This window comes from Stenotrophomonas sp. STEN029 (assembly GCF_056760015.1).
Genome location: NZ_JBRREC010000024.1, coordinates 1 through 20,899 on the forward strand (window position 1 = coordinate 1; position 20,899 = coordinate 20,899).

The following is a 20,899-nucleotide window of genomic DNA, read 5'->3' on the forward strand; positions in this document are numbered from 1 at the left end:
TCCAGCAATGGCCGGATCACCTCGAACTGCTCGCGCTTGATGTCGCTGGGGTAGCCTTTTCTCACCCAGCGAGCTTCTCACATCAAGAGGGCGAGACTTTGAACACGTTCTCAGGCGGCACGTTACCTACATTCCTCCCAATCCCCGCGCGGGCTTTCCGCCGATCTACCTCACGTTCCAAGTCCTGCGGAATTGATTTATGTGTCCGTGCTCGCCGCGCACCGATGCGGCAGACCACGTGATTTCGTGAATACCAATTCCGAGGACAACCATGTTTACTCCCTTTTTTGGCGCCCCCGAGGGGCGCCCGTCGGCGTACGGCCGAGGCACAACGCCGGCCTCGATGCGAGTGCATCGTCTGAAAGCTATCAGCATCGCGTTGGCGGGCAGTGCGCTTGTCTCGCCTGTAGCCTACGCCCTCGATTTTGCTGAGGCACGCCTTATCGCGGAGCAGCAGAGCCCACGCATAAGCGCGCAGCAGTTGCAGGTTAACGTCGCCGAATCCGTGCAGAAGGCAGCAGGCTCGCTGCCCGACCCCAAGCTCTCGCTCGGCATCGAAAACTACCCCATCAGCGGCATGGATCGCTGGAGCATGACGCGCGAATCCATGACGATGCAGCGCTTGGCGCTCATGCAGGAAGTGCCCAACAGGGCCAAGCGCGACGCCCAGGTCGCCAGCGCGCAGGCGCGTGTGGATCGAGAACGCGCGGCGCTGGTTTTGCAGCGATTGCAGATCCGCCAGGAACTCAGCCTGGCGTGGATCGCCGCGCAGGCGGTGGAGCAACGGGAGATACTGCTGACGGAACTGCTCGCGGAGAACCAGCGCCTGCAAGACAGTCTCCCCGCTCGCGTCGCCGGCGGCACCGCCCAGGCTGGCGATCTGTTGGTCGCGGAACAGGAGGCGCTGACACTCACGGACCGCCGTGACGATCTACAGCGGGACCGGGCCAAGGCCAGGGCCGCGTTGCGGCGCTGGGTGGGCTCCAGGGCCGACGAAGCACTGCAAGGCGATCCAGGCCCGCTCACTCGCCCCGTCGCGCAACTGCGCACAGAACTGGCGAATCACGCGGAGCTTGAACTCTATCCGGCGATGCAAAGCATGGCCCGGGCCGAGTCCCGCGAAGCCCAATCAGAGACCCGCGGCGATTGGGCCTGGGAGATAGCCTATAGCCGGCGTGATCGCCGATGGGGCGACATGGTGTCATTTCAGGTGACATTCGATCTGCCTTGGCAGAAGGATCGACGCCAAGTGCCCATGATCGAGGCAAAACGGCACGAGTTGGAACGTCTGGACGCCGAACGCGAAGACGTGGCGCGGCGGCATTTGCAGGAGCTGGACGACAGCGCCGCCGAACTCCAAGCGTTGAACAGCCAGATCGACCGCCTGCAGACCGCCGGCTTGCAACTGGTACGGAACCGAGCGGCGCTTGCATTGAGCAACTACCGATCCGCCAAGGGGGACCTGAGCGCTGTGCTCAGTGCACGCGCCCAGGTGCTGGAGACGCGCATGCGTCTGATCGACCTTGGAGCGCAGCGCGACAGCCTCGTCGCCCGACTGAACAGCCTGATCGCGGACTGAGTGGAGACCCTCGCCATGAATACCTCTTCGAGAAACATCCTTGCCGGCTTGACGCTGGTTGCTGCCGGTATTGCCGTTGGATGGGGCGTCGCCCAATGGCGCGCCGGCCACCTCAGCGGCTCCCCCGCTGCCAACGTCTGTTGGCGCGCACTTAAAACTGACCCAGGCTGCGCGTTGAACTTTGACCCACCCGGTGTACGGGGCTGAGGGTATCAGTTGGTGGTCTGGGTGGTGGCCTCCTTTGCCCTGATTCTGGCTTTGGTCTTGTTGGCGGCGGTGCTGTTGCGCAGCCGCCAGGAGTCGTTGCCGGTCTCCAGGATGTGGCAGTGGTGGGTGATGCGATCCAGCAGCGCGGTGGTCATCTTGGCGTCGCCGAACACCTGACCCCATTCGGAGAAGGCCAAGTTGGTGGTGATGGCGAGGCTGGTGCGCTCGTAGAGCTTGCTGATCAGGTGGAACAGCAGCGCGCCGCCTGAGGGGGTGAACGGCAGGTAGCCCAGTTCATCGAGGATGACCAGGTCGGCATAGGTCAGGCGCAGGGCGATCTGCCCGGCCTTGCCCTGGGCCTGTTCCTTCTCCAGCGCATTGACCAGTTCGATGGTGGAGAAGAAGCGCACGCGCAGGCGATGCTGGCGCACGGCCTGGATGCCGATGGCGGTGGCCAGGTGGGTCTTGCCGGTGCCCGGTCCACCGACAAGGACGACGTTCTCGGGGGTGTGGATGAAGTCACCCTGGTGGAGTCGTTCGACCAGTGCGCGATCAACGGGACTGGCCGCGAAGTCGAACCCGAGCAGGTCACGATGGACGGGGAAACGTGCGGCCTTCATCTGGTTGGCCTGGGCACGAACCTGCCGTTCGGCGGACTCGGCCTGCAGCAGTTCGGCCATCCAGTGTTCGGGCTCCATGGTGTGCAGGCGCATCTTGGCCAGCAGTTCGGGCCACTGGCTGGCCATGCCGTGCAGCTTGAGCTGCTGCATGCGCAGCGGCAGGTCAGGCGTCGACATGATCTGCCTCCCGCAGGGCGTCGTAGCGGGCCGGATCGGACACCGGCGGATGACGCAGCGTCACTCGCGAGGCGACCGTCTCGATCGTGCGGTCCGGATGCTGCAATCGCCCCAGCACGTTGAGCACGTGGTCGGCGCGCACCAGGCCGGACTCGAGTGCCAGTTCCACCGCCACCAGTACCGCTTCGAGCCCGTGCACGGGTACGGCGGCCAGCACCTGGGCCATGGCGCGGTCGCCGTGAGGCTGGCGCAGCAACACCTGCTGCAGCTTGCGCAGCGGATCGGGCATGGACAGGAACGGCGCGCCGTCACGCAGTGCCCCCGGCTTGCGCTGGACCAGGGCGATGTAGTGCTGCCAGTCGTAGTGGACCCGATCACGCTCGAAGCTGCGCCGGTGGCGGGCGACCTCGGCCTCGCCGACCACCACGGCCAGTTCGAAGGGATACACGCGCAGGCTGGCGACGGCGTGGGCGTGTTCGCACGGCACGCTGTAGCGGTTGCGCTGGAAGCTGACCAGCGCGGTCGAACTGACCCGCACCGGCCGCTCGATGTAGCCGTCGAAGGGCGCGGGCATCGGCATCAGGTGGGGCTGTTCGTCCTCCAGAGCTTCGGCCACGGTGATGTCGGAGGCATCCGGATGCGCCTGCATCGGCCAAGCGGCGCGGCACTCGCTGGCGAGCCAGGCATTGAGGGTGTCCAGATCTGGCCAGTGGCGGGCCCCGGCCTCGATCCAGATCTGTCGGCGCCGGTCCTGCACGTTCTTCTCGACCCGCCCCTTCTCCCAACCCGCGGCGCGGTTGCAGAACTCCGCGGCGAACAGGTAGTGGCTGGTCATGGCGTGGAAGCGGGCGTTGACCCGCCGTTCCCGGTGCTGGCCGATCCCGTCCACCGCCGTCTTCATGTTGTCGTAGATGCCGCGGCGCGGCACGCCACCGAAGGCGGTAAACGCCTGGGTATGAGCATCGAACAGCATCTCGTGGCTCTGGGTGGGATAGGCCACCAACCAGAAGGCGCGGCTGCAGGCCAGCTTCACGTGGGCGAGATCCAGCGGCATCTTGGCGTGGCTGCCGACGAAGGCGTACTCGCGGCTCCAGTCGAACTGGAAGGCTTCACCCGGAGGAAAGTGCAACGGCACGAAGGCCGGGCGGCGGCTGGCGCCGCCGGCCGCCTTCCACTGGCGGATGAAGGCCGTCACCCGGGTGTAGGTGCCCGGATAGCCGATCGCCTGCAACTGCGAGAACAGCACCTTGGCGGTGCGTTGTTCCCGCCGGGGACGATGGCTGTCGGCACGCAGCCACGTCTCCAACTGGGACCGGTAGGGATCGAGCCGGGAGGGCGAGGCTCGCCTGGGATAGACCGGCTCGGACTGGCCGCTGCGCAGCCATCGCCGGATGGTATTGCGGGATAGGCCCGTGCGCTTGGCGATCTCGCGCAGCGGCAGGCCATCGCGGAAATGCATCCGCCGGATCTTGGCCAACATGACCATGGTGATCACTCCTGAAATCCCCCGAGCAAAAGATGCTCAGGATGTGGGCTTCAGGTGGGTCAGTTTTACCCGCGCATCACCGCCGAAAGTGGGTCAGTTCTGGATGCGCGCCAACAGCGTCAGGCACTTTCGAGCATTGCCGCATCATTTAGCAACCGTTGAATGCGCTGGCGAGTCTCCTCTGGAATACCTTGCACAGACGAGTCAGGTCCGGGCCTGTTTGGCTGCTGCTGGGTGCCCGCGATGACCCGCACGACCATGCCCAAATTTCCTGGTGTCACGATGTCGATGGCTGCGCGATCACCCAGGTCCGGATGTGGGCGGGTCAGCATCCGGTACAGGTCCCACGGATCCGCATGCGGGCACTGGTTCATGAGCACCTGTGCCAGCTTGTGCTTGAGGGGTACCAGCTGCCAGTCGGGCACGCGTTGCCCGCGGTTGCCCAAGCTGATGGACAGCAGCTTGCCCGCCTTCAGCTCGCGGTTGATCTGGTCCTTGGACTTCCCGGCCAACTTGCCGAACAGCGGGACCGGCAGACTGCTCGGCGATTCGTAGATGACCAGCATTTCCTCGCGCTCGCGCTGGATGACAGACACCTCCGGCTCTGGCGCATGCGTCGGGGGCGGTGGTACCTGCGACAGTCGCTGGAATGTGATTCCCCCGTCGTTTGGCGTCACGACGATGGGTTCGGCCACCACAGGCGGAACGGATGCCGCAGAAGCAGCAGCGACGATGGTGTTGGGCTTGTCCTCCTCTGCCATGGCCGGCACGCCCTCGATATGGATCGTGAGGTGCGCGCTGGCCGCTTCCACTTGGCCCTGTTCGAGCAGATCGAGACGATCCGCCCAGTCCTGCATCATCCGGCGGCGCGGCTCAACATACTTGGCGTGGTTGTAGGCCGAACTCACCTTGTTCGGGTCCGAGTGCGAAAGCTGCGCGTCCACCCAAATCTTGGGATAGCCGATCTCGTTGAGCGCCGTCGAGATGGTTCCGCGGATGCCGTGACCGGTCAGTTGATCCTCGTAGCCCATTCGTTTCAAGGCCGCGTTGAGGGTGTTCTCGCTGATGCGCTTCTTGAGTTCGCTGCGGTGCGTGAGCAGATGGACCTGGGCCGGCCTCATCACACCCAACAGGTAGCGCACGATCTCGATGGCCTGCACGGACAACGGCACGATGTAGGGCGGAACGTCCTGCGGGCGCTTGCCGGCCTTGCGCATCTCGTCTTGGAGTTGCTTGACGATCTGCGGCGGGATGATCCACAGGCCACGGTCGAGATCGAACTGGTCCGGGGTCGCCAGCCGCAGCTCGCCGGTACGCACGCCGGTCAGGAACAGCAGCCGGATGCCGAGTTGGGTCTGCCAACCACGAGGGTTGTAGAGCCTGAGCTTGTGCAGGAACTCGGGAAGCTCCGGAAGATGCAGGTAGGGGTTGTGGTTCACCGGGGGCTTGGGCTCGGCCACCACGTCCAGGTCGGAGGCCGGATTGGCTTCCAGCCCCTCCACGATGACGAGGGCATAGCGGAACAACTGCCCCAGCCAGGTGCGGACCTTCTCGGCAGTGGTGAACGCCTTGCGCTCCTCGATCCTCGCCAGGACGCCCAGGAGTTGGGGCCGGCGAATGTCGTAGATCGACATCTGCTTGAGGCTAGGCAGCACGTCCTTGTTGAAGATCCGCAGGATTTGCGACAGCGTGCTGTTCCTGCCCTCCTTGATTTCCTTGCGGCGATGCTCGACCCACGCATCGAAGACGGCCTTGAAGGTGTAGTCGGCCGCAAGCTTGACCGCGTGTCGCTTCTGTTTCCGATCGGTATGGGGGTTGACGCCCTTTGCCAGAAGCGCCCGGGCTTCGTCGCGCAAGGTGCGCGCTTCGCGCAAACCGATCTCGGGGTAGTTCCCCAGGGAGATGCGCTTTTGCTTGCCGAGCCAGTAATAGCGCAAATGCCACGACTTGCCGCCGGTGCGGGCGACCACCAGGCCGAGGCCATCGGTGTCGGGGATGCTGTAGGTTTTCTCGGCGGCCTTGGCTTGCCGCACGGTCAGATCAGAGAGTGTCATCATCAAGCTCCTAAGTCTTGGACTTAGGCCCGATGCTGCTTGTCATCCCGATCCAACCCCAGCAACAACCCGGAACCGGCACGACCCGCATTCTTTGGCCTTGTTTTTGGCCTCAAAAATGGTGGCTGTCAGTGGACTTTCGTGGCTTTCGCTGGAATGAAAAAAGGAGCCGAAGCTCCTCTTTTCAATGACTTACAGACGTCAGTGGAAGTCTGTAGATCATAAATTGGAGCGGGAAACGAGACTCGAACTCGCGACCTCAACCTTGGCAAGGTTGCGCTCTACCAACTGAGCTATTCCCGCAGGCTTGCTACATCTATTTACTCATCAAGCCACGAATGAACACGGATCGATGTTTGAAACTGGAGCGGGAAACGAGACTCGAACTCGCGACCTCAACCTTGGCAAGGTTGCGCTCTACCAACTGAGCTATTCCCGCTTGGGAGGCGAAATTCTACATGCATTGGGCGCAGTGTCAACAGCCTGTTCACTTTTTAACTGCACCATTCCTTGCGGCTTTTTCGTCTTCACGCAGGCTCGGCCAGGCAGCTCGCAGGTACTGCAGTGCAGACACCAGAGTCAGCAAAGCGGCGATGGCCAACATCCAGTCACCAATGTGGAAAACCGGCTCGCCCATCCAGATGGTTTTGTACGAGGTATTGGGCGACACCGAGTACAGCAGGCACAGCAGCGCCACCATCTGCGCGGTGGTCTTGACTTTGCCGATCATCGCCACCCGCACCTTGGCGCGCTGGCCGATCTCGGCCATCCACTCACGCAATGCCGACACCGCGATTTCACGGCCGACGATCACCGCCGCCCAGAACGCCATCCACGGCGTCGGGTGCCCCTGCACGATCAGGAACAAGGCCACCGCCACCATCAACTTGTCCGCCACCGGGTCCAGGAACGCGCCGAACGCCGAATGCTGCTCGTACTTGCGCGCCACCCAGCCGTCCAGCCAATCGGTGATCGCCGCCAGGCCGAAGATCGCCGCCGAGGCGAAATTGGTCCAGGCATAAGGCAGGTAGAACACCAGCACCAGCACCGGGATCATCAAGATCCGCAGCAGCGTCAGCCAGGTGGGGATGGTCAATTTCATTACAACATTACTCCGCCGCCGGATCGGGTACCGACAGACCATGAAGGTTAGCGTAGATACGCGCAGCGAGGGCGGCATTGATGCCTTCCACGCGGGCGATTTCAGCCTCGCCCGCCGCCTTCAAGCCGGTGATACCGCCAAAATGCTTGAGCAGGCTGGCGCGCCGACGCGGGCCGATACCGGGAATATCCTCGAGTTTGCTGGTCATGCGCGCCTTCTGGCGACGCCCGCGGTGGCCGGTAATGGCAAAGCGATGGGCCTCGTCACGCACCTGCTGGATGAACTGCAGGGCCGGTGACGCGGCGCCGGGGCGCAACTCGCGGCCATCGGGCAGCACCAGTGCTTCATGGCCGGCACGGCGCTCCACGCCCTTGGCCACGCCCACCAGCATCACCCCTTCCACGCCCAGGTCAGCCAGCGCTGCCTGTGCCTGCGCCAACTGTCCGGCACCACCGTCGATCAACAACACGTCCGGCAGCACCCCACCCTCTTCCACCGCGCGGCGGAAACGTCGGTCGATGGCCTGGCGCATGGCGGCGTAATCGTCGCCCGGCTCGATGCCGCTGATGTTGTAGCGCCGGTACTGCGCGCGCACCGGGCCGGCCGCATCAAACACCACGCAGGAGGCCACTGTGGCCTCACCCATGGTGTGGCTGATATCGAAGCACTCCACGCGCTTGACCGGCTCGGCCAGGCCCAGCATCTCGCGCACGGCCTCACTGCGCGCCTGCTGTGCGCCCGCACTGTCCATCTCGGCGACCAGGGTGATCTGCGCGTTGCGACTTGCCAGTTCCACGTAGCCGGCGCGTTCGCCGCGCACGTTCCACTTCAAGGCGACCTTGCGCTCGGCCGATGCGCTCAGCGCGGCCTCGATCATCTCCGCATCCGGAATCTGCCGATCCAGCAGCACTTCGGCGGGCGGCTCATGTTCGACGTAATACTGCGAGACAAACGCCGCCAATACTTCTTCGGCACTGTCTTCGCCATTGGTGCGCGGGAAGAACGCGCGCGTGCCCAGATTGCGGCCATCGCGGAAGGCCAGCAGCATCACGCAGGCGCTGGCACCCTGGGTTGCACAGGCCAGCACGTCCAGATCGGCTGCGCGCCCATCCACGTACTGGCGGTTCTGCATGCTGCGCAACGAGGCCACCAGATCACGCAAGCGCGCGGCGCGCTCGAACTCCAGCGTGTCGCTGGCCTGCTGCATCGCCTGCATCAGTTCTTCGGCGAGCTGATCGCTCTTGCCTTCCAGGAACATCGCCGCGCGCCGCACCGACTCATCGTACTCGGCCTGTGGCACCAGCTCCACGCAGGGCGCACTGCAACGACCAATCTGGTACTGCAGGCACGGCCGCGAGCGGTTACGGAACACGCTGTCCTCACAGCTGCGCAGTTTGAACAGCTTGTGCATCAGGTTCAGCGTTTCGCGCACCGCGCCCACGCCCGGATACGGCCCGTAATAGCGGCCCGGTATCGCACGCGGGCCACGATGCAGGGCGATCCGCGGCCACTGCTCGCGGGTCAGCAGCACCTGCGGGTAGGTCTTGTCATCACGCAGCGAGACGTTGTAACGCGGGTTCAGCGACTTGATCAGCTGGTTTTCCAGCAGCAGCGCTTCTGACTCGGTGCGGGTCACGGTGACATCCATCCGTGCCACCTGCGACAGCATCATCATGATGCGCCGGCTCTTCGGCGAGCCGTTGAAGTAGCTGCCTACGCGCTTGCGCAGCGCGCCGGCCTTGCCCACATACAGCAAGGTGTCATCGGCAGCGTACATCCGGTACACACCTGGTGCGGTACTCAGTGCCGCAGCGAAGGCCTTGCCATCGAATTCATTGGCAACTACGGCGGTCATCCTTCAATCGGCACTTCACTCAGTTCGCCGCTGAGTGGATCAAAACGCAACACGGCATGCGCGTCAGCCTCGGCAATCCAGATGGCACCGGCCGCCACAGCCAACGCGGCAGGGCCATGCAGACGACGCGGTAGATTGACGGTCGAAAGGTCACCACCGCCCAGCCGCAAGGTACGCAGCGAGCCATTGCCTGCATCGGCAATCCACAGCAGCGGCGAATCCGGCCCCATCGCCAGCGCCAACGGGTACTGCAGCCGTGCGCGCAGGCGCGGGCCATCGACATTGCCCGACTCCCATGGCCCCTGCCCGACCAGCGTCTGCACCAGATCCCCCCGCAACTGCACCGAACGGATTGCTGAACCCAGCGCGTCGCAGACATACAGCGTCTGCTGGACCGCAACCAGGCTGCTGGGCTGCGCAAACGCCGCCAGGTGACCACTGCCGTCGCGCACTTCCATCACACCGGCACCCGCCCGCCAGCGCAGCTCGCGCGTGCCCAGGTCATAGCTCCAGATGTGGTTGTCACCGGCCATCGCGATGTGGACCTGGTTGTCCGCCACCGCAACTGCCGCAGGGTGATTGAGCGGGCTGTCCCAGGGCTGGGCCAGCACGCCGGCGCGAGGATCACCGGCACGGCCATTGCCACACAAGGTCCCGACCTGCCCGCTGATCAGGTTGATGCTGCGCAGGGCGTGGTTGCCGGTGTCAGCCACGTACAGTATCTCGCGCACCAAGGCCAAGCCTTGCGGGCGATTGAACGCCGCCTCGCCGGTACCGCCATTGATCAGGTCGGCGCTGCCCAGGCCGAACTGACGCAGAACGCGGCCGTCATGATTGCATTCGAGAATTCGATGGTGGCCGGTGTCGGCCACATACAGGCGATCTGCCGTGGCTACCAGTCCGCCCGGGAACAACAGCGGCAGACGAGGCTCGGCGTTGATCTCACGGATGCCGTAGGCATCGTCGTCCAGCGGACGCATCATGCCCTCGCCCAGGCTGTTCAAGGCCCGTTCCAGATCACCAGTCGCGCCCACCAGCCGCTCCTGCTCCTGCCCGTAAGCATCGAGCAGCAGCAGGGTTGGCCAGGACTGCACCTCAAACCGGCGCCAGGCATCCCACTGCGCGTCCAGCACGATGGGCGCGCTGATACCCTGCCGGCGCAGCAGCTTCAAGGCTTGCTGCGGTTCGCGTTCGAACTCGAAGCGCGGCACCTGTACCACCAGCAACTGCACCCGACCGGGGTTGCGCGCCTGCCAGCGCATGACCTCGGCCAGCCGCTGCATGCACCACACCGAGGCGCCATTGACGAAGGCCAGTACCAGCGGGCGACCGCGCATGTCCTGCAAGGTCGCCGGCGCTGCATTCAGCCAGATGCCGGAGGTGGGCAGTTCCGTTACACGGTTTTCGTTCATGCCGGGATTATGCCGGAGTCGTCGCGCCGCGACAGGCGGCGCACTGTGGCCTGGGCCGCAGTATCGAGCAGCGCCCAGCTGTGCTCGAAATCTCCCACATCACCGTAATAGGGGTCCGGCACCACATCGGCCCCGTCAATGCCTGCCCACGGCAGCCACAACACCGCACGCGCCTCGAACCCGGCCGGCGCCAGCTCCCGGGCCTCACGCAGATTGTCGGCATCCGCGCACAGGATCAGGTCGTATTCCTCGAAATCCTCGGCCAGCAGCTGGCGGGCCCGCTGGGCGGCTATGTCCGCCCCATGCTGGCGGGCACAGGCAACGGCACGCGGATCGGGGCTGCGCCCGGCATGCCAATGGCCCGAGGTTCCAGCCGAATCGACCTGCACCCAACTGCCCAGCCCCGCCTCGACAATCCGCGCGCGCAAAGCCCCTTCACCCATCGGCGAGCGGCAGATATTGCCCAGGCAGACCACCAGCAGCTTCATTGCCCCGCCCTCATCTGCGCCTCGGCGCGATGCAGGTCTTCCGCGGTGTCGATACCCGGCGGGAATGGCGCGGGTGACAAGCCCACCGCGATACGGAAGCCAGCCTCCAGCACCCGTAGCTGCTCCAGCGATTCGATCTGCTCCAGATTACCCGGCGGCATGCCGGCGAACTGCTGCAGGAAACCGGCCCGGTAGCCATAGATGCCGATATGCCGCAGCCACTGGCCGGCCGGCAGCACATCACGACTGACGGCGAAGCCATCGCGGTGCCACGGAATCGGCGCGCGGCTGAAGTACAGGGCATCGCCCTGCGCAGTCCGCACCAGCTTGACCACGTTGGGATCAAACAAGGTCTGGGCATCCTCCACCTGCGTTGCCAGCGTCGCCATCGGCGCGCCGCTGTCGGCAAGAATTGTCGCCACTGCCTGGATGCCTGCCGCCGGGGCGAAGGGCTCATCACCCTGCAGGTTCACCACGATCACATCGTCGGCCCAACCAGCCTGGCGCGCACATTCGGCAAGACGGTCGGTACCGGAGGCATGCGCGGGGTCGGTCATCGCCACATGGATGCCGGTCAATCCCGCCACCGCTTCCGCAATCCGCGCGTCATCGGTGGCCACCCACACCTCGCGGGCGCCCGCGTCCAACGCGCGACGCGCCACGTGCAGCACCATTGGCTCCCCGGCAATCAGCGCCAACGGCTTGCCCGGCAAGCGGGTGGAGGCATAGCGGGCCGGAATGGCCACCACGAATTCGGGAACCCTGCTCATCTCAACTCCTTCCAACACGTACGACAACAGCATGCATCAACCGCGGGACAGCTTACCCAGACGGTCGAGCAGGGCCACCCAGAATGCTGCCGGCAACTCAGCCTGCAGCGGCACGGCGTAGTGCCACGCGGTAGCGAAGCCCTGGCATTTGACCGCGTCTTTTTCGGTCATCAATACCGGCAACTCGCTGCCGAAGGACAGGTCTTGCGGCGTGTAACGATGATGATCGGCAAAGGCATGCGGCACCACGCCGATATCGCGGCTGCGCAGCATCTGGAAAAACCGTTGCGGATTGGCGATGCCTGCCACCGCGTGCACGCGCAGGCCGGCAAATGTCTTCAAGGGTTTGTCGCGACCGCCCTTCAGTGGCCGCGCCGATTCAATGGACAGACGCATCGCCCACTCACCGAAACCGGAGTCACCTGCCTGAGTGGGCGCATCACTGGTCTGCCCAAGGTTGACCACGCGGAAGTCACACTGCGCGGCGCGCGAGGCCGGCTCGCGCAGCGGCCCGGCCGGCAGCAACCGTCCGTTGCCATAGCGGCGCACTGCATCCACCACTTCGATTTCGATATCCCGCGCCAAGCGGTAGTGCTGCAGACCGTCATCGCAGACCACCACATCGCAACCGGCATCCAGCAGCGCCTTGGCCGCGGCGACCCGGTCCTTGTCTACCCGTACCGGCACGCCGGTCTTCCAGGCGATCAGCACCGGCTCATCCCCGCCCAGGCCCACGTCCATATCGGCGGTGACCCAGCGCGCAGTATCAGCCTCGTCGCGGCCATAACCGCGGCTGGCGACACCGGGTTTCCAGCCCGCTTCACGCAGACGGTTGACCAGTTCAATCGTCAACGGTGTCTTGCCGGTACCACCGGCAGTGATATTGCCGACCACGATCACCGGCAAAGGTACCTGCCGGGCACGCAGCCAGCCACGGCGGTAGAGGCTGCGGCGCAGGCCGGTTATCGCGCCATACAGCGGCGCCACCAGTCGTGCCGCCAGCGGCACCGGTGCATCGCCATACCAGTAGGCCGGCGTTTGCGGTCCTTGCTTGGCCATCATTCCTGCCTATCGCGGAACTGCATGCTGTGCAGATGTTCGTACACACCGCCCAAGGCAAGCAGCTCGGCATGGGTGCCACGCTCGACGATGCGCCCCTGGTCCATCACCAGCACCTGGTCCGCGTGCTCGATGGTGGACAGACGATGGGCAATAACCAGTGTGGTACGGTCGGGCATCAGCTTCTGCAGCGCATCCTGCACCAGCCGCTCGGACTCGTTGTCCAGCGCAGCGGTTGCCTCATCGAGGATGAGGATCGGTGCGTCCTTCAGCATTGCGCGGGCAATGGCCAGACGCTGGCGCTGCCCGCCGGACAGGCGACCGCCCTTGGCACCGACCGGCGCATCCACGCCCTGTGGCAACTGCTCGACGAATTCGCTGGCATTGGCACCGTCGATTGCCTGTTGCAACTGTTCGGCGCTGCGCTCCTGCAACTCACCGTAGGCCACGTTCTGGGCGATGCTGCCATTGAACAAGGTGACCTGCTGGCCGACCAGGGCGATCTGCCGGCGAAGATCGGCCAGTTTGTAGTCCCGCAACGGGTGACCATCGAGCAGGATTTCGCCGGCCTCGATCTCATAGAAACGCGGAATCAGCTTGATCAAGGTCGATTTGCCACTGCCCGAGCGACCAACGATGGCGGTTACCGTGCCCGGCTTGGCAATGAAGCTGATGTCTTCCAGCGCCGGCTTGGCCTGCCCCGCATAGCGGGCGGTGACGTGGCGGAATTCCAGCAGGCCATTGGCGCGCTGCAGCGGCAGGTTGCCCGCGTCCACTTCGTCCTTGGAATCAAGTACGTGGAACAGGCGCTGTGCGGACGCGATGCCTCGCTGTGTCATGTTCTGTACGTTGGTCAGCTGCTTCAGCGCCGGAATGATCGCCAGCATCGCCATCAGCAGACCAACGAAGTCGCCCACCGTCAAACGCCCGGCAGCGGCCTCATGCCCTGCGATGAGCAACAGCGCGGCCAAGCCGACCGCACCGATCAACTGCACCATGCTGGAAGAAATGCTGCGCGTCGCTTCGACCTTCATCGCCAGCCGCAGGTTGGTGTTGGCCAACCCGGTATAGCGGTCCAGCTCAGCCGGCTGCGCACCGTAGATCTTCACTTCCTGCTGGCTGGACAAGGCCTGATCGGCAGCCTGCAGAAGATCCGCGCCACTTTCCTGGATGCGATGACTGATGCGCCGGTAGCGCTTGGCGACGATGTTCATCACCCAGGCCAATGGCGGTGCCAGCACGAAGATCGCAAGGGTTACCTGCCAGCTGTAGTACAGCATCACCGCCAACGAACCCAATGCCTGCAGCGATTGCTGCAGCACGACCTTCATCGCATCGATCGCAGCCTGCGCCACCTGATCGCTGTCCGAGCCCAACCGTACCAACATCGATGGCACCGGCTCGGAATCGAAACGCTGTCCAGGCAGCCGCAGGTACTTGCCCAGCACCAGCACCCGGAAATCACGGGCGATGCTGCGTGCGGCCTTGCCCATGCCGATATCGGTCAGATAGCCAGCCACACCACGCAACAGGAACAACCCAATGACAGCCAAAGGCATCCATTGGTTGATGTCTTTCGGGTTCACCAGGCTATTGGTGATCGGGCTCATCAGGACCAGGAAACCACTGCCTGCGGCCGCCTCGATCAACATGCCAAGGCCCGCCATCAACAACAGCGGCCGATAGGGCTTGGCGGAGGCAAGCAAGCGCCTGTAGATCTTCCAGGCCGAGTCGTTGTCACTCATTGTTTGGCTTCCGGTGCGGTTGCAATCGCGATCCGGCGGAAACCGAGCTGACCGAGGGCATCCTGCGCAGTGACCACAGCTTGGTACGGCGTACGCGCGTCAGCACGCAGCAGCACGCTCTGCTCGCGGTCGGCACCAGCCAACTGGGCGATGATCTGCTTCAACGATTCGATGTCGGTGCGCAGCACTTCCTGGTCGTTGACGAAGTAGCGGCCATCGGCATTGACCAGCACGCTCAGCGAAGTCTGCGGCGCGCTGGTCTTCTGGTCGCTGGCCGTGGGCAACTGCACCTGCAGCGTCGAACGCGCATCAAAGGTGGTGGTGACCACGAAGAAAATGATCAGCACCAGGATCACGTCGATCAAGGGCACCAGATCGATATGCGGTTCATCCTGGGTGCGATTGCTACCAATCCGCATGGGCTCAGGCCTTCTCGGTTGCCGCCGGCCGCGGCGCGGCGGCCTTGCTGGCCGCCATGACCGCCGGGCGACCATCCAGTGCATCCAGCAGCGCGCTGGCTTCCTGCTCCATCTCGATCACGTAGCCATCGATCAGGCCACGGAAGTAACGATGGAACATCAAGGCCGGAATCGCGACCATCATGCCGGTCGCGGTACACACCAGCGCCTTGCCGATACCACCAGCAAGCTGGCCGACGTCGCCGACGCCGTGATCGAGAATGCCCAGGAACATCTGGATCATGCCGACCACCGTACCCAACAGGCCGAGCAACGGGCCAGCCGAGGCGATGGTGCCAAGTGCATTGAGGAAGCGCCCCATCCGGTGCACCAGATGGCGACCGGTGTCTTCAATGCGCTCACGGATCTGGTCACGCGGGCGATTGCGCGCTTCGAGCGCAGCAGCCAACAGCGCGCCCAGCGGCGAATTGGCACGCAGGGAATCAATATGGGAAGCATCCAGCTTGCCGCGCGCGGCCCAGTTGCGGACCTCCTGGCCCAGGCCTGGCGGCAGCACCTCGTTACGGCGCAGGCTCCAGAAACGCTCCAGGACGATCGCCAGCGCCAGCACGCCCAACAACAGCAACGGCACCATCGGCCATCCGCCGGCTTTGACCAATTCCCACACGTTTCAACCCTCCGGCGCCGTGGCCGCGTATTTGATGTCAGATAGGATAGCAGCCGCCCGCGCCCGCTCAGCGGCATCCCATGACCTTGAGCGCCAGATTCTGCGCTCGCGCAGCTGCAAGCCCTGCCTGCCCAACCAGACGTGCAGCGCCCCGCTGCCGGCCGTGGTCAGCACCTCGGCCCCGGAGCGCTGCCAGCGGGCCACCACGTCACCGCGCGGGTGACCAAAACGATTGCCGTGGCCACTGGAGATCAGCGCCAGCCGCGCGTCGGTTGCCGCCACGAAGCGATGGCTGGAGGATCCGCCGCTGCCGTGATGTGCCACCAGCACCACCTCCGCGCGCAGCTTTGCCGGCACGTGCTTGAGCAGGCGCTGCTCGATCACCTCGCCAATGTCGCCGGTCAACAACGCCGTTCCATGGGCGCCCTGGACCCGCAACACGCAACTGGATTCATTGCCCAGATAGGGAAAACCTGGCGTCGGATGCAGAAACTCAAGCAGCACCCCGTCCCATCGCCATGCCTGACCTGCCTCACAGGCCGCTGCAGCAGCTGCGCCCACTGCCAGTCCCGGCGGCATCAACAGCTCCGAAGGCGGTAGAACACCCTGCACCGCCGCCAGTCCGCCAGCATGATCATGATCGCCATGACTGACCACCAGCCGGTCCAAGCGCGGTACACCCAAGGCTCTCAGTGCGGGCACCACTACCCGCTCGCCGGCATCAAAACCGTCCGTTACCGCCGGCCCGGTGTCGAACAGCAAGGCGTGGTGCCGGGTACGCAATAACACTGCCAAACCCTGCCCGACATCCAGCGTGACCAGCTCGAACTCACCCGGCCCGGGCCTGTCGCGCCATGGCAGACACAGCGGCAGCCACAGCAACACCGCCAGGCCCTTGCCCGCAACCCCGGCCGGCAACAACAGCCACACGGCGCCGAGCAGCGCCAGAGGCAAGGCGAACCACGCCGGCTCAGGCAGCCACCACAATGAATAGCGAGCACTGCCCAGCATCTGGAACAACGGCCAGCTCAGATCGAAGCACCATGCCGAGGCCCGCCAGGCCAGGCCGCCCGCGCCGCTGCATATCGCTTCCAGCGCCGTACCGACAAGCGCCAGCGGCACCACCACCAGGCTCCACCAGGGAATGGCGACCAGGTTGGCCAACGGACCGATCGCCGAGGCCTGGCCGAACAGCATCACGGTCAGCGGCAACAGTCCCAACGTCGCCACCCGCTGCGCGGATAGAAAACTGCGCAGCCAATGCGCGCGCTCGGGCAGACACCACAGCAACCACGCCACCCCGGCAAAGCTGAGCCAGAAGCCAGCGGTCAGCACCGACAACGGTGCCAGCCACAGCACAGCCAAGGCCGCCAACGCCAAGGCGCCAGCCACATCGACCGGCCTGCGGCCAAGCCGTGCCAGCACCACCACCGCAACCATCAGCACGGTGCGCACCGTTGGCAGACCAAACCCGGCCACCGCCGCATACGTCGTGGCCCCAAGCAACGCACCAAGGGCAACCGCCTGCGGCCGTGGGCAATATCGGCCGCACCACGGCAACAAGCGCCAGAGTCCAGCCACCAACCACGCTGCGCACAGTGCAACCATGCCGACGTGGAAGCCCGAGATCGCAATCAGATGGGTCAGGCCGGTTGCGCGCAGCACCTGCCAGTCGCCTTCGCCGAGACCGCGTGTGTCGCCCAGCGCCAAGGCCTGCACATAGCGCGAAGATGCAGCCGGCACCTGCGCCGCGATCCGCGCGGCCATGCGTTCACGCCATGCGCCCAGGCCCGCAGCAGCCTCCAATCGTTGTGGTGCAGGCGATTGGCGCACGACTCCGCTGGCGGCAATGCCCTGTGCCAAGGCATGTCGCTCGGCATCAAAGCCACCGGGATTGACCAGCCCGCGCGGCGCACGCAGGCGCAGGTTCAACCGCCAACGTTCGCCCGCGTGCACGTGCAGCCGCGGACCGGGCGTTGTTGCACCAAAGTCGTCGTACCAGGACACCTGCACCGTCTCGCCCCGCAGGTCTGGCGGAAGGCTGGCTTCTGCATCCAGGCGTAGTTGAAAACGCGTGCGACGAACCTCGTGTTGGGGAAGGCTGCTTACAACGCCTGTCACCGTGATTTCCTGCGCCTCCCGGCGTGCGGCCAGCTGCTGTTCCAGGCCCCAACCCACATGCAGGAAAGCCCAGCCCAAACCGGCCAGCGCTGCCCCCAGCCAGCGCCAACGCGGGGCTGTGAACCACAACAGCACGCCCGTGGACAATGCCGCCCAGCGCACCCACGTTGACGGCAAGGCCGGAGCCAGAATGGCCGCACAGATACCGGCCATAAAGCATGCCGCTACGGCTTTTCCGGCGAAGGCGAGGGTTGAGTGGTGTTGAAGCGCGTCACCCGCGTTTCGCTGAGCTGGCATATCCGTCCCCGTTTGCGCCTTGGGGAATGCTGGCAGGCTTGTGCTCACCTTCCATCGGAGGAAGCAGGTGGTGGCAGGTCAGGAAGAGTGGGTCACGGCTGTCGAGCGCAACCATGCTGCGCCGGGGCGCCCCATCATTGCCTTGTGGGAGCGGCATGAGCCGCGAAGCTGGCTGCAATGAAACGCTGACCATGCCTGCAATCTGATCGACTACCTGCTTCGCGGCTGACGCCGCGCCTGCATGGTCGGGGGGTTGTCCGGGAAAGCTTCTGCCGAGCATGGCTCGGCACTACGGCTGCACAAGCACCATGCTCTGTGGGAGTGGTGTCAGCCGCGAAGCTGGCAGTGGTGAAACGCCGGCCATATCTGCAATCCGATCGACTGCGAGCTTCGCCGCTGACGCCGCGCCTGCAAGGTCGGTTGGTTGTCCGGGAAAGCTTCTGCCGAGCATGGCTCGGCACTACGGCTGCATGGGCACCATGCTTTGTGGGAGCGGTGTCAGCCGCGAAGCTGGCGACAATGAAACGTTGGCCTTGCCTGCAATCTGATCGACTACCTGCTTCTCGGCTGACGCCGTGCCTGCAAGGTCGGTGGGTTGTCCGGGAAAGCTTCTGCCGAGCATGGCTCGGCACTACGCGGCTGTTCTTCTGCTGTTTTCCGGGCAAAAGAAAAGCGGGCACGAGGCCCGCTTTTCTTCTCAGCGATACAACACCGCAGCCTTATTCGGCCGGGGTGCCCTCGCCTTCTTCAACGGCCTTCATCGACAGGCGGATACGGCCCTGCTTGTCGACTTCCAGCACCTTGACCTTGACCACATCGCCTTCCTTCAGCACGTCGCCGACCTTCTCGACGCGGTCGCTGGAGATCTGCGACACGTGGACCAGACCGTCCTTGCCCGGCAGGATGGTGACGAACGCACCGAAGTCCATGATCTTGGCGACCTTGCCTTCGTAGATGCGGCCCGGCTCGACGTCCGAGGTGATCTGCTCGATGCGGGCCTTGGCGGCCTGGGCAGCAGCGTTGTTCACCGAAGCGATGGTGATGGTGCCATCGTCCTGGATGTCGATCTGGGTGCCGGTTTCCTTGGTGATGGCCTGGATGGTGGAACCACCCTTGCCGATCACTTCGCGGATCTTGTCCGGGTGGATCTTGATGGTCAGCAGACGCGGCGCGTAGTCCGACAGCTCGGCACGCGGGGAGGTCAGGCCGTGGGCCATTTCACCCAGGATGTGCAGACGGCCAGCCTTGGCCTGCTGCAGTGCCTGCTTCATGATCTCTTCGGTGATGCCTTCGATCTTGATATCCATCTGCAGGGCGGAGATGCCCTCGGCGGTACCAGCGACCTTGAAGTCCATGTCGCCAAGGTGATCTTCGTCACCCAGGATGTCGGACAGGACGACGAAGCGCTCGCCTTCCTTGACCAGGCCCATGGCGATACCAGCAACCGGCGACTTGACCGGCACGCCGGCGTCCATCAGGGCCAGCGAGGAACCGCAGACCGAAGCCATCGACGAGGAGCCGTTGGATTCAGTGATTTCCGACACCACGCGAATGGTGTACGGGAAGGCTTCCAGCGACGGCATCACAGCCAGCACACCGCGCTTGGCCAGACGGCCGTGGCCGATTTCACGACGCTTCGGCGCACCGAAACGACCACACTCACCGACCGAGTAGGGCGGGAAGTTGTAATGGAACAGGAAGTTTTCCTTGTACTCACCGGCAACGGCGTCGATCACCTGGCCATCACGGGCGGTGCCCAGGGTGATGGTCACGATGGCCTGTGTTTCACCGCGGGTGAACAGCGAGGAACCATGGGTACGCGGCAGCACGCCGGTCTTCACGGCGATCGGGCGGACGGTGTCCAGCGCACGGCCGTCGATGCGGACCTTGGTGTCCAGCACCGAGTTGCGCATCGTGCTGTATTCCAGCTCGCCGAATTCCTTCGACAGCTCGGCCGGGTTCCAACCTTCAGCGGCAACACGGCCAGCCAGGGTCTCGACCACGTCCTTCTTGATCGCCGAGATGGCGTCACGACGCTGCAGCTTGTCACGCACCTGGAACGCTTCGGCGAGCTTGCCGCCGACGGCTTCCTGCAGGGCGCTGATCAGCGCGGTGTTCTTGGCCGGGGCAACCCAGTCGCTCGGCTTGGTGCCGGCTTCAACGGTCAGCTCGTTGATCGCGTTGATGACCTTCTGCATTTCGCGGTGACCGAAGGTCACGGCGCCCAGCATCACGTCTTCGGACAGCAGTGCGGCTTCGGATTCCACCATCAGCACGGCGTTGGCGGTACCAGCGACCACCAGCTCCAGCTGCGATTCCTTCAGCTCCGACACGGTCGGGTTGAGGATGTACTGGCCGTCCTTGTAACCGACCTTGGCAGCGCCGATCGGGCCCTTGAACGGGGTACCGGCCAGCGACAGTGCGGCCGAAGCACCGATCAGGGCGGCGATGTCGCCGTCCACTTCCGGGTTCAGCGACATCACCGTGGCGATGATCTGCACTTCGTTCTTGTAGTCTTCCGGGAACAGCGGACGGATCGGGCGATCGATCAGGCGCGAAATCAGCGTCTCTTTTTCGGTCGCACGGCCTTCACGCTTGAAGAAGCCACCCGGGATACGGCCACCGGCGTAGAACTTCTCCTGGTAATCGACGGTCAGCGGGAAGAAGTCCTGGCCTTCGCGCGCGCTCTTGGCGGCGACGGCAGTGACCAGCAACACGGTGTCGTCCATCTTGACGATGACTGCGCCGCCGGCCTGACGGGCGATTTCGCCGGTTTCAAGCGTGACGGTGTGTTTGCCGTACTGGAAGGTTTTGGTGATTTTTGCCACGGGGGATCCTTGA

General features: G+C 64.5%; 14 protein-coding genes, 2 tRNA genes and 1 pseudogene. 1 reads left to right on the forward strand and 16 read right to left on the reverse strand.

Going from position 1 to position 20,899, the window contains the following annotated elements; genetic code table 11:
- Positions 1 to 349 precede the first annotated feature (349 nt).
- Positions 350 to 1,579, forward strand: a complete 1,230-nt coding sequence (locus tag ACVOLI_RS07560; RefSeq protein ID WP_481534131.1) for a TolC family protein — start codon at positions 350 to 352, stop codon at positions 1,577 to 1,579.
- 212 nt (positions 1,580 to 1,791) lie between these two features.
- On the opposite strand, the gene istB is transcribed toward ACVOLI_RS07560, so the two are convergent.
- From istB to pnp, 16 genes and pseudogenes are all read right to left on the reverse strand, one after another.
- Positions 1,792 to 2,583 (reverse strand): IS21-like element ISPa36 family helper ATPase IstB, encoded by a 792-nt coding sequence (gene istB / locus ACVOLI_RS07565; RefSeq protein ID WP_003097544.1) that lies wholly within the window; start codon positions 2,581 to 2,583, stop codon positions 1,792 to 1,794.
- Positions 2,570 to 4,069, reverse strand: a complete 1,500-nt coding sequence (gene istA, locus ACVOLI_RS07570; RefSeq protein ID WP_003097546.1) for an IS21-like element ISPa36 family transposase — start codon at positions 4,067 to 4,069, stop codon at positions 2,570 to 2,572. The genes istB and istA overlap by 14 nt, the downstream gene beginning before the upstream one ends.
- Before the next feature lie 119 nt (positions 4,070 to 4,188).
- A complete protein-coding gene (locus ACVOLI_RS07575; protein WP_014744326.1) occupies positions 4,189 to 6,126 on the reverse strand; it encodes a tyrosine-type recombinase/integrase in 1,938 nt (645 codons plus the stop codon).
- Between the two features lie 224 nt (positions 6,127 to 6,350).
- A tRNA-Gly gene (locus tag ACVOLI_RS07580) sits at positions 6,351 to 6,426 on the reverse strand.
- A gap of 60 nt (positions 6,427 to 6,486) precedes the next feature.
- A tRNA-Gly gene (locus tag ACVOLI_RS07585) sits at positions 6,487 to 6,562 on the reverse strand.
- 48 nt (positions 6,563 to 6,610) lie between these two features.
- Positions 6,611 to 7,225, reverse strand: coding sequence for a CDP-diacylglycerol--glycerol-3-phosphate 3-phosphatidyltransferase (gene pgsA, locus ACVOLI_RS07590; RefSeq protein ID WP_481534132.1), 615 nt, complete (start codon positions 7,223 to 7,225; stop codon positions 6,611 to 6,613).
- A 7-nt stretch (positions 7,226 to 7,232) separates the two neighbouring features.
- Positions 7,233 to 9,080 (reverse strand): excinuclease ABC subunit UvrC, encoded by a 1,848-nt coding sequence (gene uvrC, locus ACVOLI_RS07595; RefSeq protein WP_481534133.1) that lies wholly within the window; start codon positions 9,078 to 9,080, stop codon positions 7,233 to 7,235.
- On the reverse strand, positions 9,077 to 10,492 hold the full coding sequence (locus tag ACVOLI_RS07600) for a hypothetical protein (protein WP_481534134.1): 1,416 nt from the start codon (positions 10,490 to 10,492) through the stop codon (positions 9,077 to 9,079). The genes uvrC and ACVOLI_RS07600 overlap by 4 nt, the downstream gene beginning before the upstream one ends.
- Entirely contained in the window at positions 10,489 to 10,980 is a 492-nt protein-coding gene (locus tag ACVOLI_RS07605) for a low molecular weight protein-tyrosine-phosphatase (RefSeq protein WP_481534135.1), read from the reverse strand. The genes ACVOLI_RS07600 and ACVOLI_RS07605 overlap by 4 nt, the downstream gene beginning before the upstream one ends.
- Positions 10,977 to 11,750, reverse strand: a complete 774-nt coding sequence (kdsB, locus tag ACVOLI_RS07610) for a 3-deoxy-manno-octulosonate cytidylyltransferase (protein WP_481534136.1) — start codon at positions 11,748 to 11,750, stop codon at positions 10,977 to 10,979. Before kdsB ends, ACVOLI_RS07605 begins: the two co-directional genes overlap by 4 nt.
- 36 nt (positions 11,751 to 11,786) lie before the next feature.
- Positions 11,787 to 12,809: a tetraacyldisaccharide 4'-kinase gene (gene lpxK, locus ACVOLI_RS07615; RefSeq protein WP_481534137.1), complete on the reverse strand. Its 1,023-nt coding sequence runs from the start codon at positions 12,807 to 12,809 to the stop codon at positions 11,787 to 11,789.
- Positions 12,809 to 14,554, reverse strand: coding sequence for a lipid A export permease/ATP-binding protein MsbA (msbA, locus tag ACVOLI_RS07620; RefSeq protein WP_481534138.1), 1,746 nt, complete (start codon positions 14,552 to 14,554; stop codon positions 12,809 to 12,811). The genes lpxK and msbA overlap by 1 nt, the downstream gene beginning before the upstream one ends.
- On the reverse strand, positions 14,551 to 14,973 hold the full coding sequence (locus ACVOLI_RS07625; protein ID WP_481534139.1) for an ExbD/TolR family protein: 423 nt from the start codon (positions 14,971 to 14,973) through the stop codon (positions 14,551 to 14,553). The genes msbA and ACVOLI_RS07625 overlap by 4 nt, the downstream gene beginning before the upstream one ends.
- A gap of 4 nt (positions 14,974 to 14,977) precedes the next feature.
- Entirely contained in the window at positions 14,978 to 15,640 is a 663-nt protein-coding gene (locus ACVOLI_RS07630; RefSeq protein WP_282270584.1) for a MotA/TolQ/ExbB proton channel family protein, read from the reverse strand.
- Positions 15,534 to 18,058 (reverse strand): annotated as a pseudogene (locus ACVOLI_RS07635) (DNA internalization-related competence protein ComEC/Rec2). Before ACVOLI_RS07635 ends, ACVOLI_RS07630 begins: the two are co-directional and overlap by 107 nt.
- 719 nt (positions 18,059 to 18,777) lie before the next feature.
- Positions 18,778 to 20,886, reverse strand: a complete 2,109-nt coding sequence (pnp, locus tag ACVOLI_RS07640) for a polyribonucleotide nucleotidyltransferase (RefSeq protein ID WP_481534140.1) — start codon at positions 20,884 to 20,886, stop codon at positions 18,778 to 18,780.
- Between the last annotated feature and the right edge of the window lie 13 nt (positions 20,887 to 20,899).

Bases quoted from the DNA above. Each gene is read 5' to 3' on its own strand.
- istB (WP_003097544.1), bottom strand. From the start codon at position 2,583: ATGTCGACGCCTGACCTGCCGCTGCGCATGCAGCAGCTCAAGCTGCAC.
- istA (WP_003097546.1), bottom strand. From the start codon at position 4,069: ATGGTCATGTTGGCCAAGATCCGGCGGATGCATTTCCGCGATGGCCTG.
- ACVOLI_RS07575 (WP_014744326.1), bottom strand. From the start codon at position 6,126: ATGATGACACTCTCTGATCTGACCGTGCGGCAAGCCAAGGCCGCCGAG.
- pgsA (WP_481534132.1), bottom strand. From the start codon at position 7,225: ATGAAATTGACCATCCCCACCTGGCTGACGCTGCTGCGGATCTTGATG.
- uvrC (WP_481534133.1), bottom strand. From the start codon at position 9,080: ATGACCGCCGTAGTTGCCAATGAATTCGATGGCAAGGCCTTCGCTGCG.
- ACVOLI_RS07600 (WP_481534134.1), bottom strand. From the start codon at position 10,492: ATGAACGAAAACCGTGTAACGGAACTGCCCACCTCCGGCATCTGGCTG.
- ACVOLI_RS07605 (WP_481534135.1), bottom strand. From the start codon at position 10,980: ATGAAGCTGCTGGTGGTCTGCCTGGGCAATATCTGCCGCTCGCCGATG.
- kdsB (WP_481534136.1), bottom strand. From the start codon at position 11,750: ATGAGCAGGGTTCCCGAATTCGTGGTGGCCATTCCGGCCCGCTATGCC.
- lpxK (WP_481534137.1), bottom strand. From the start codon at position 12,809: ATGGCCAAGCAAGGACCGCAAACGCCGGCCTACTGGTATGGCGATGCA.
- msbA (WP_481534138.1), bottom strand. From the start codon at position 14,554: ATGAGTGACAACGACTCGGCCTGGAAGATCTACAGGCGCTTGCTTGCC.
- ACVOLI_RS07625 (WP_481534139.1), bottom strand. From the start codon at position 14,973: ATGCGGATTGGTAGCAATCGCACCCAGGATGAACCGCATATCGATCTG.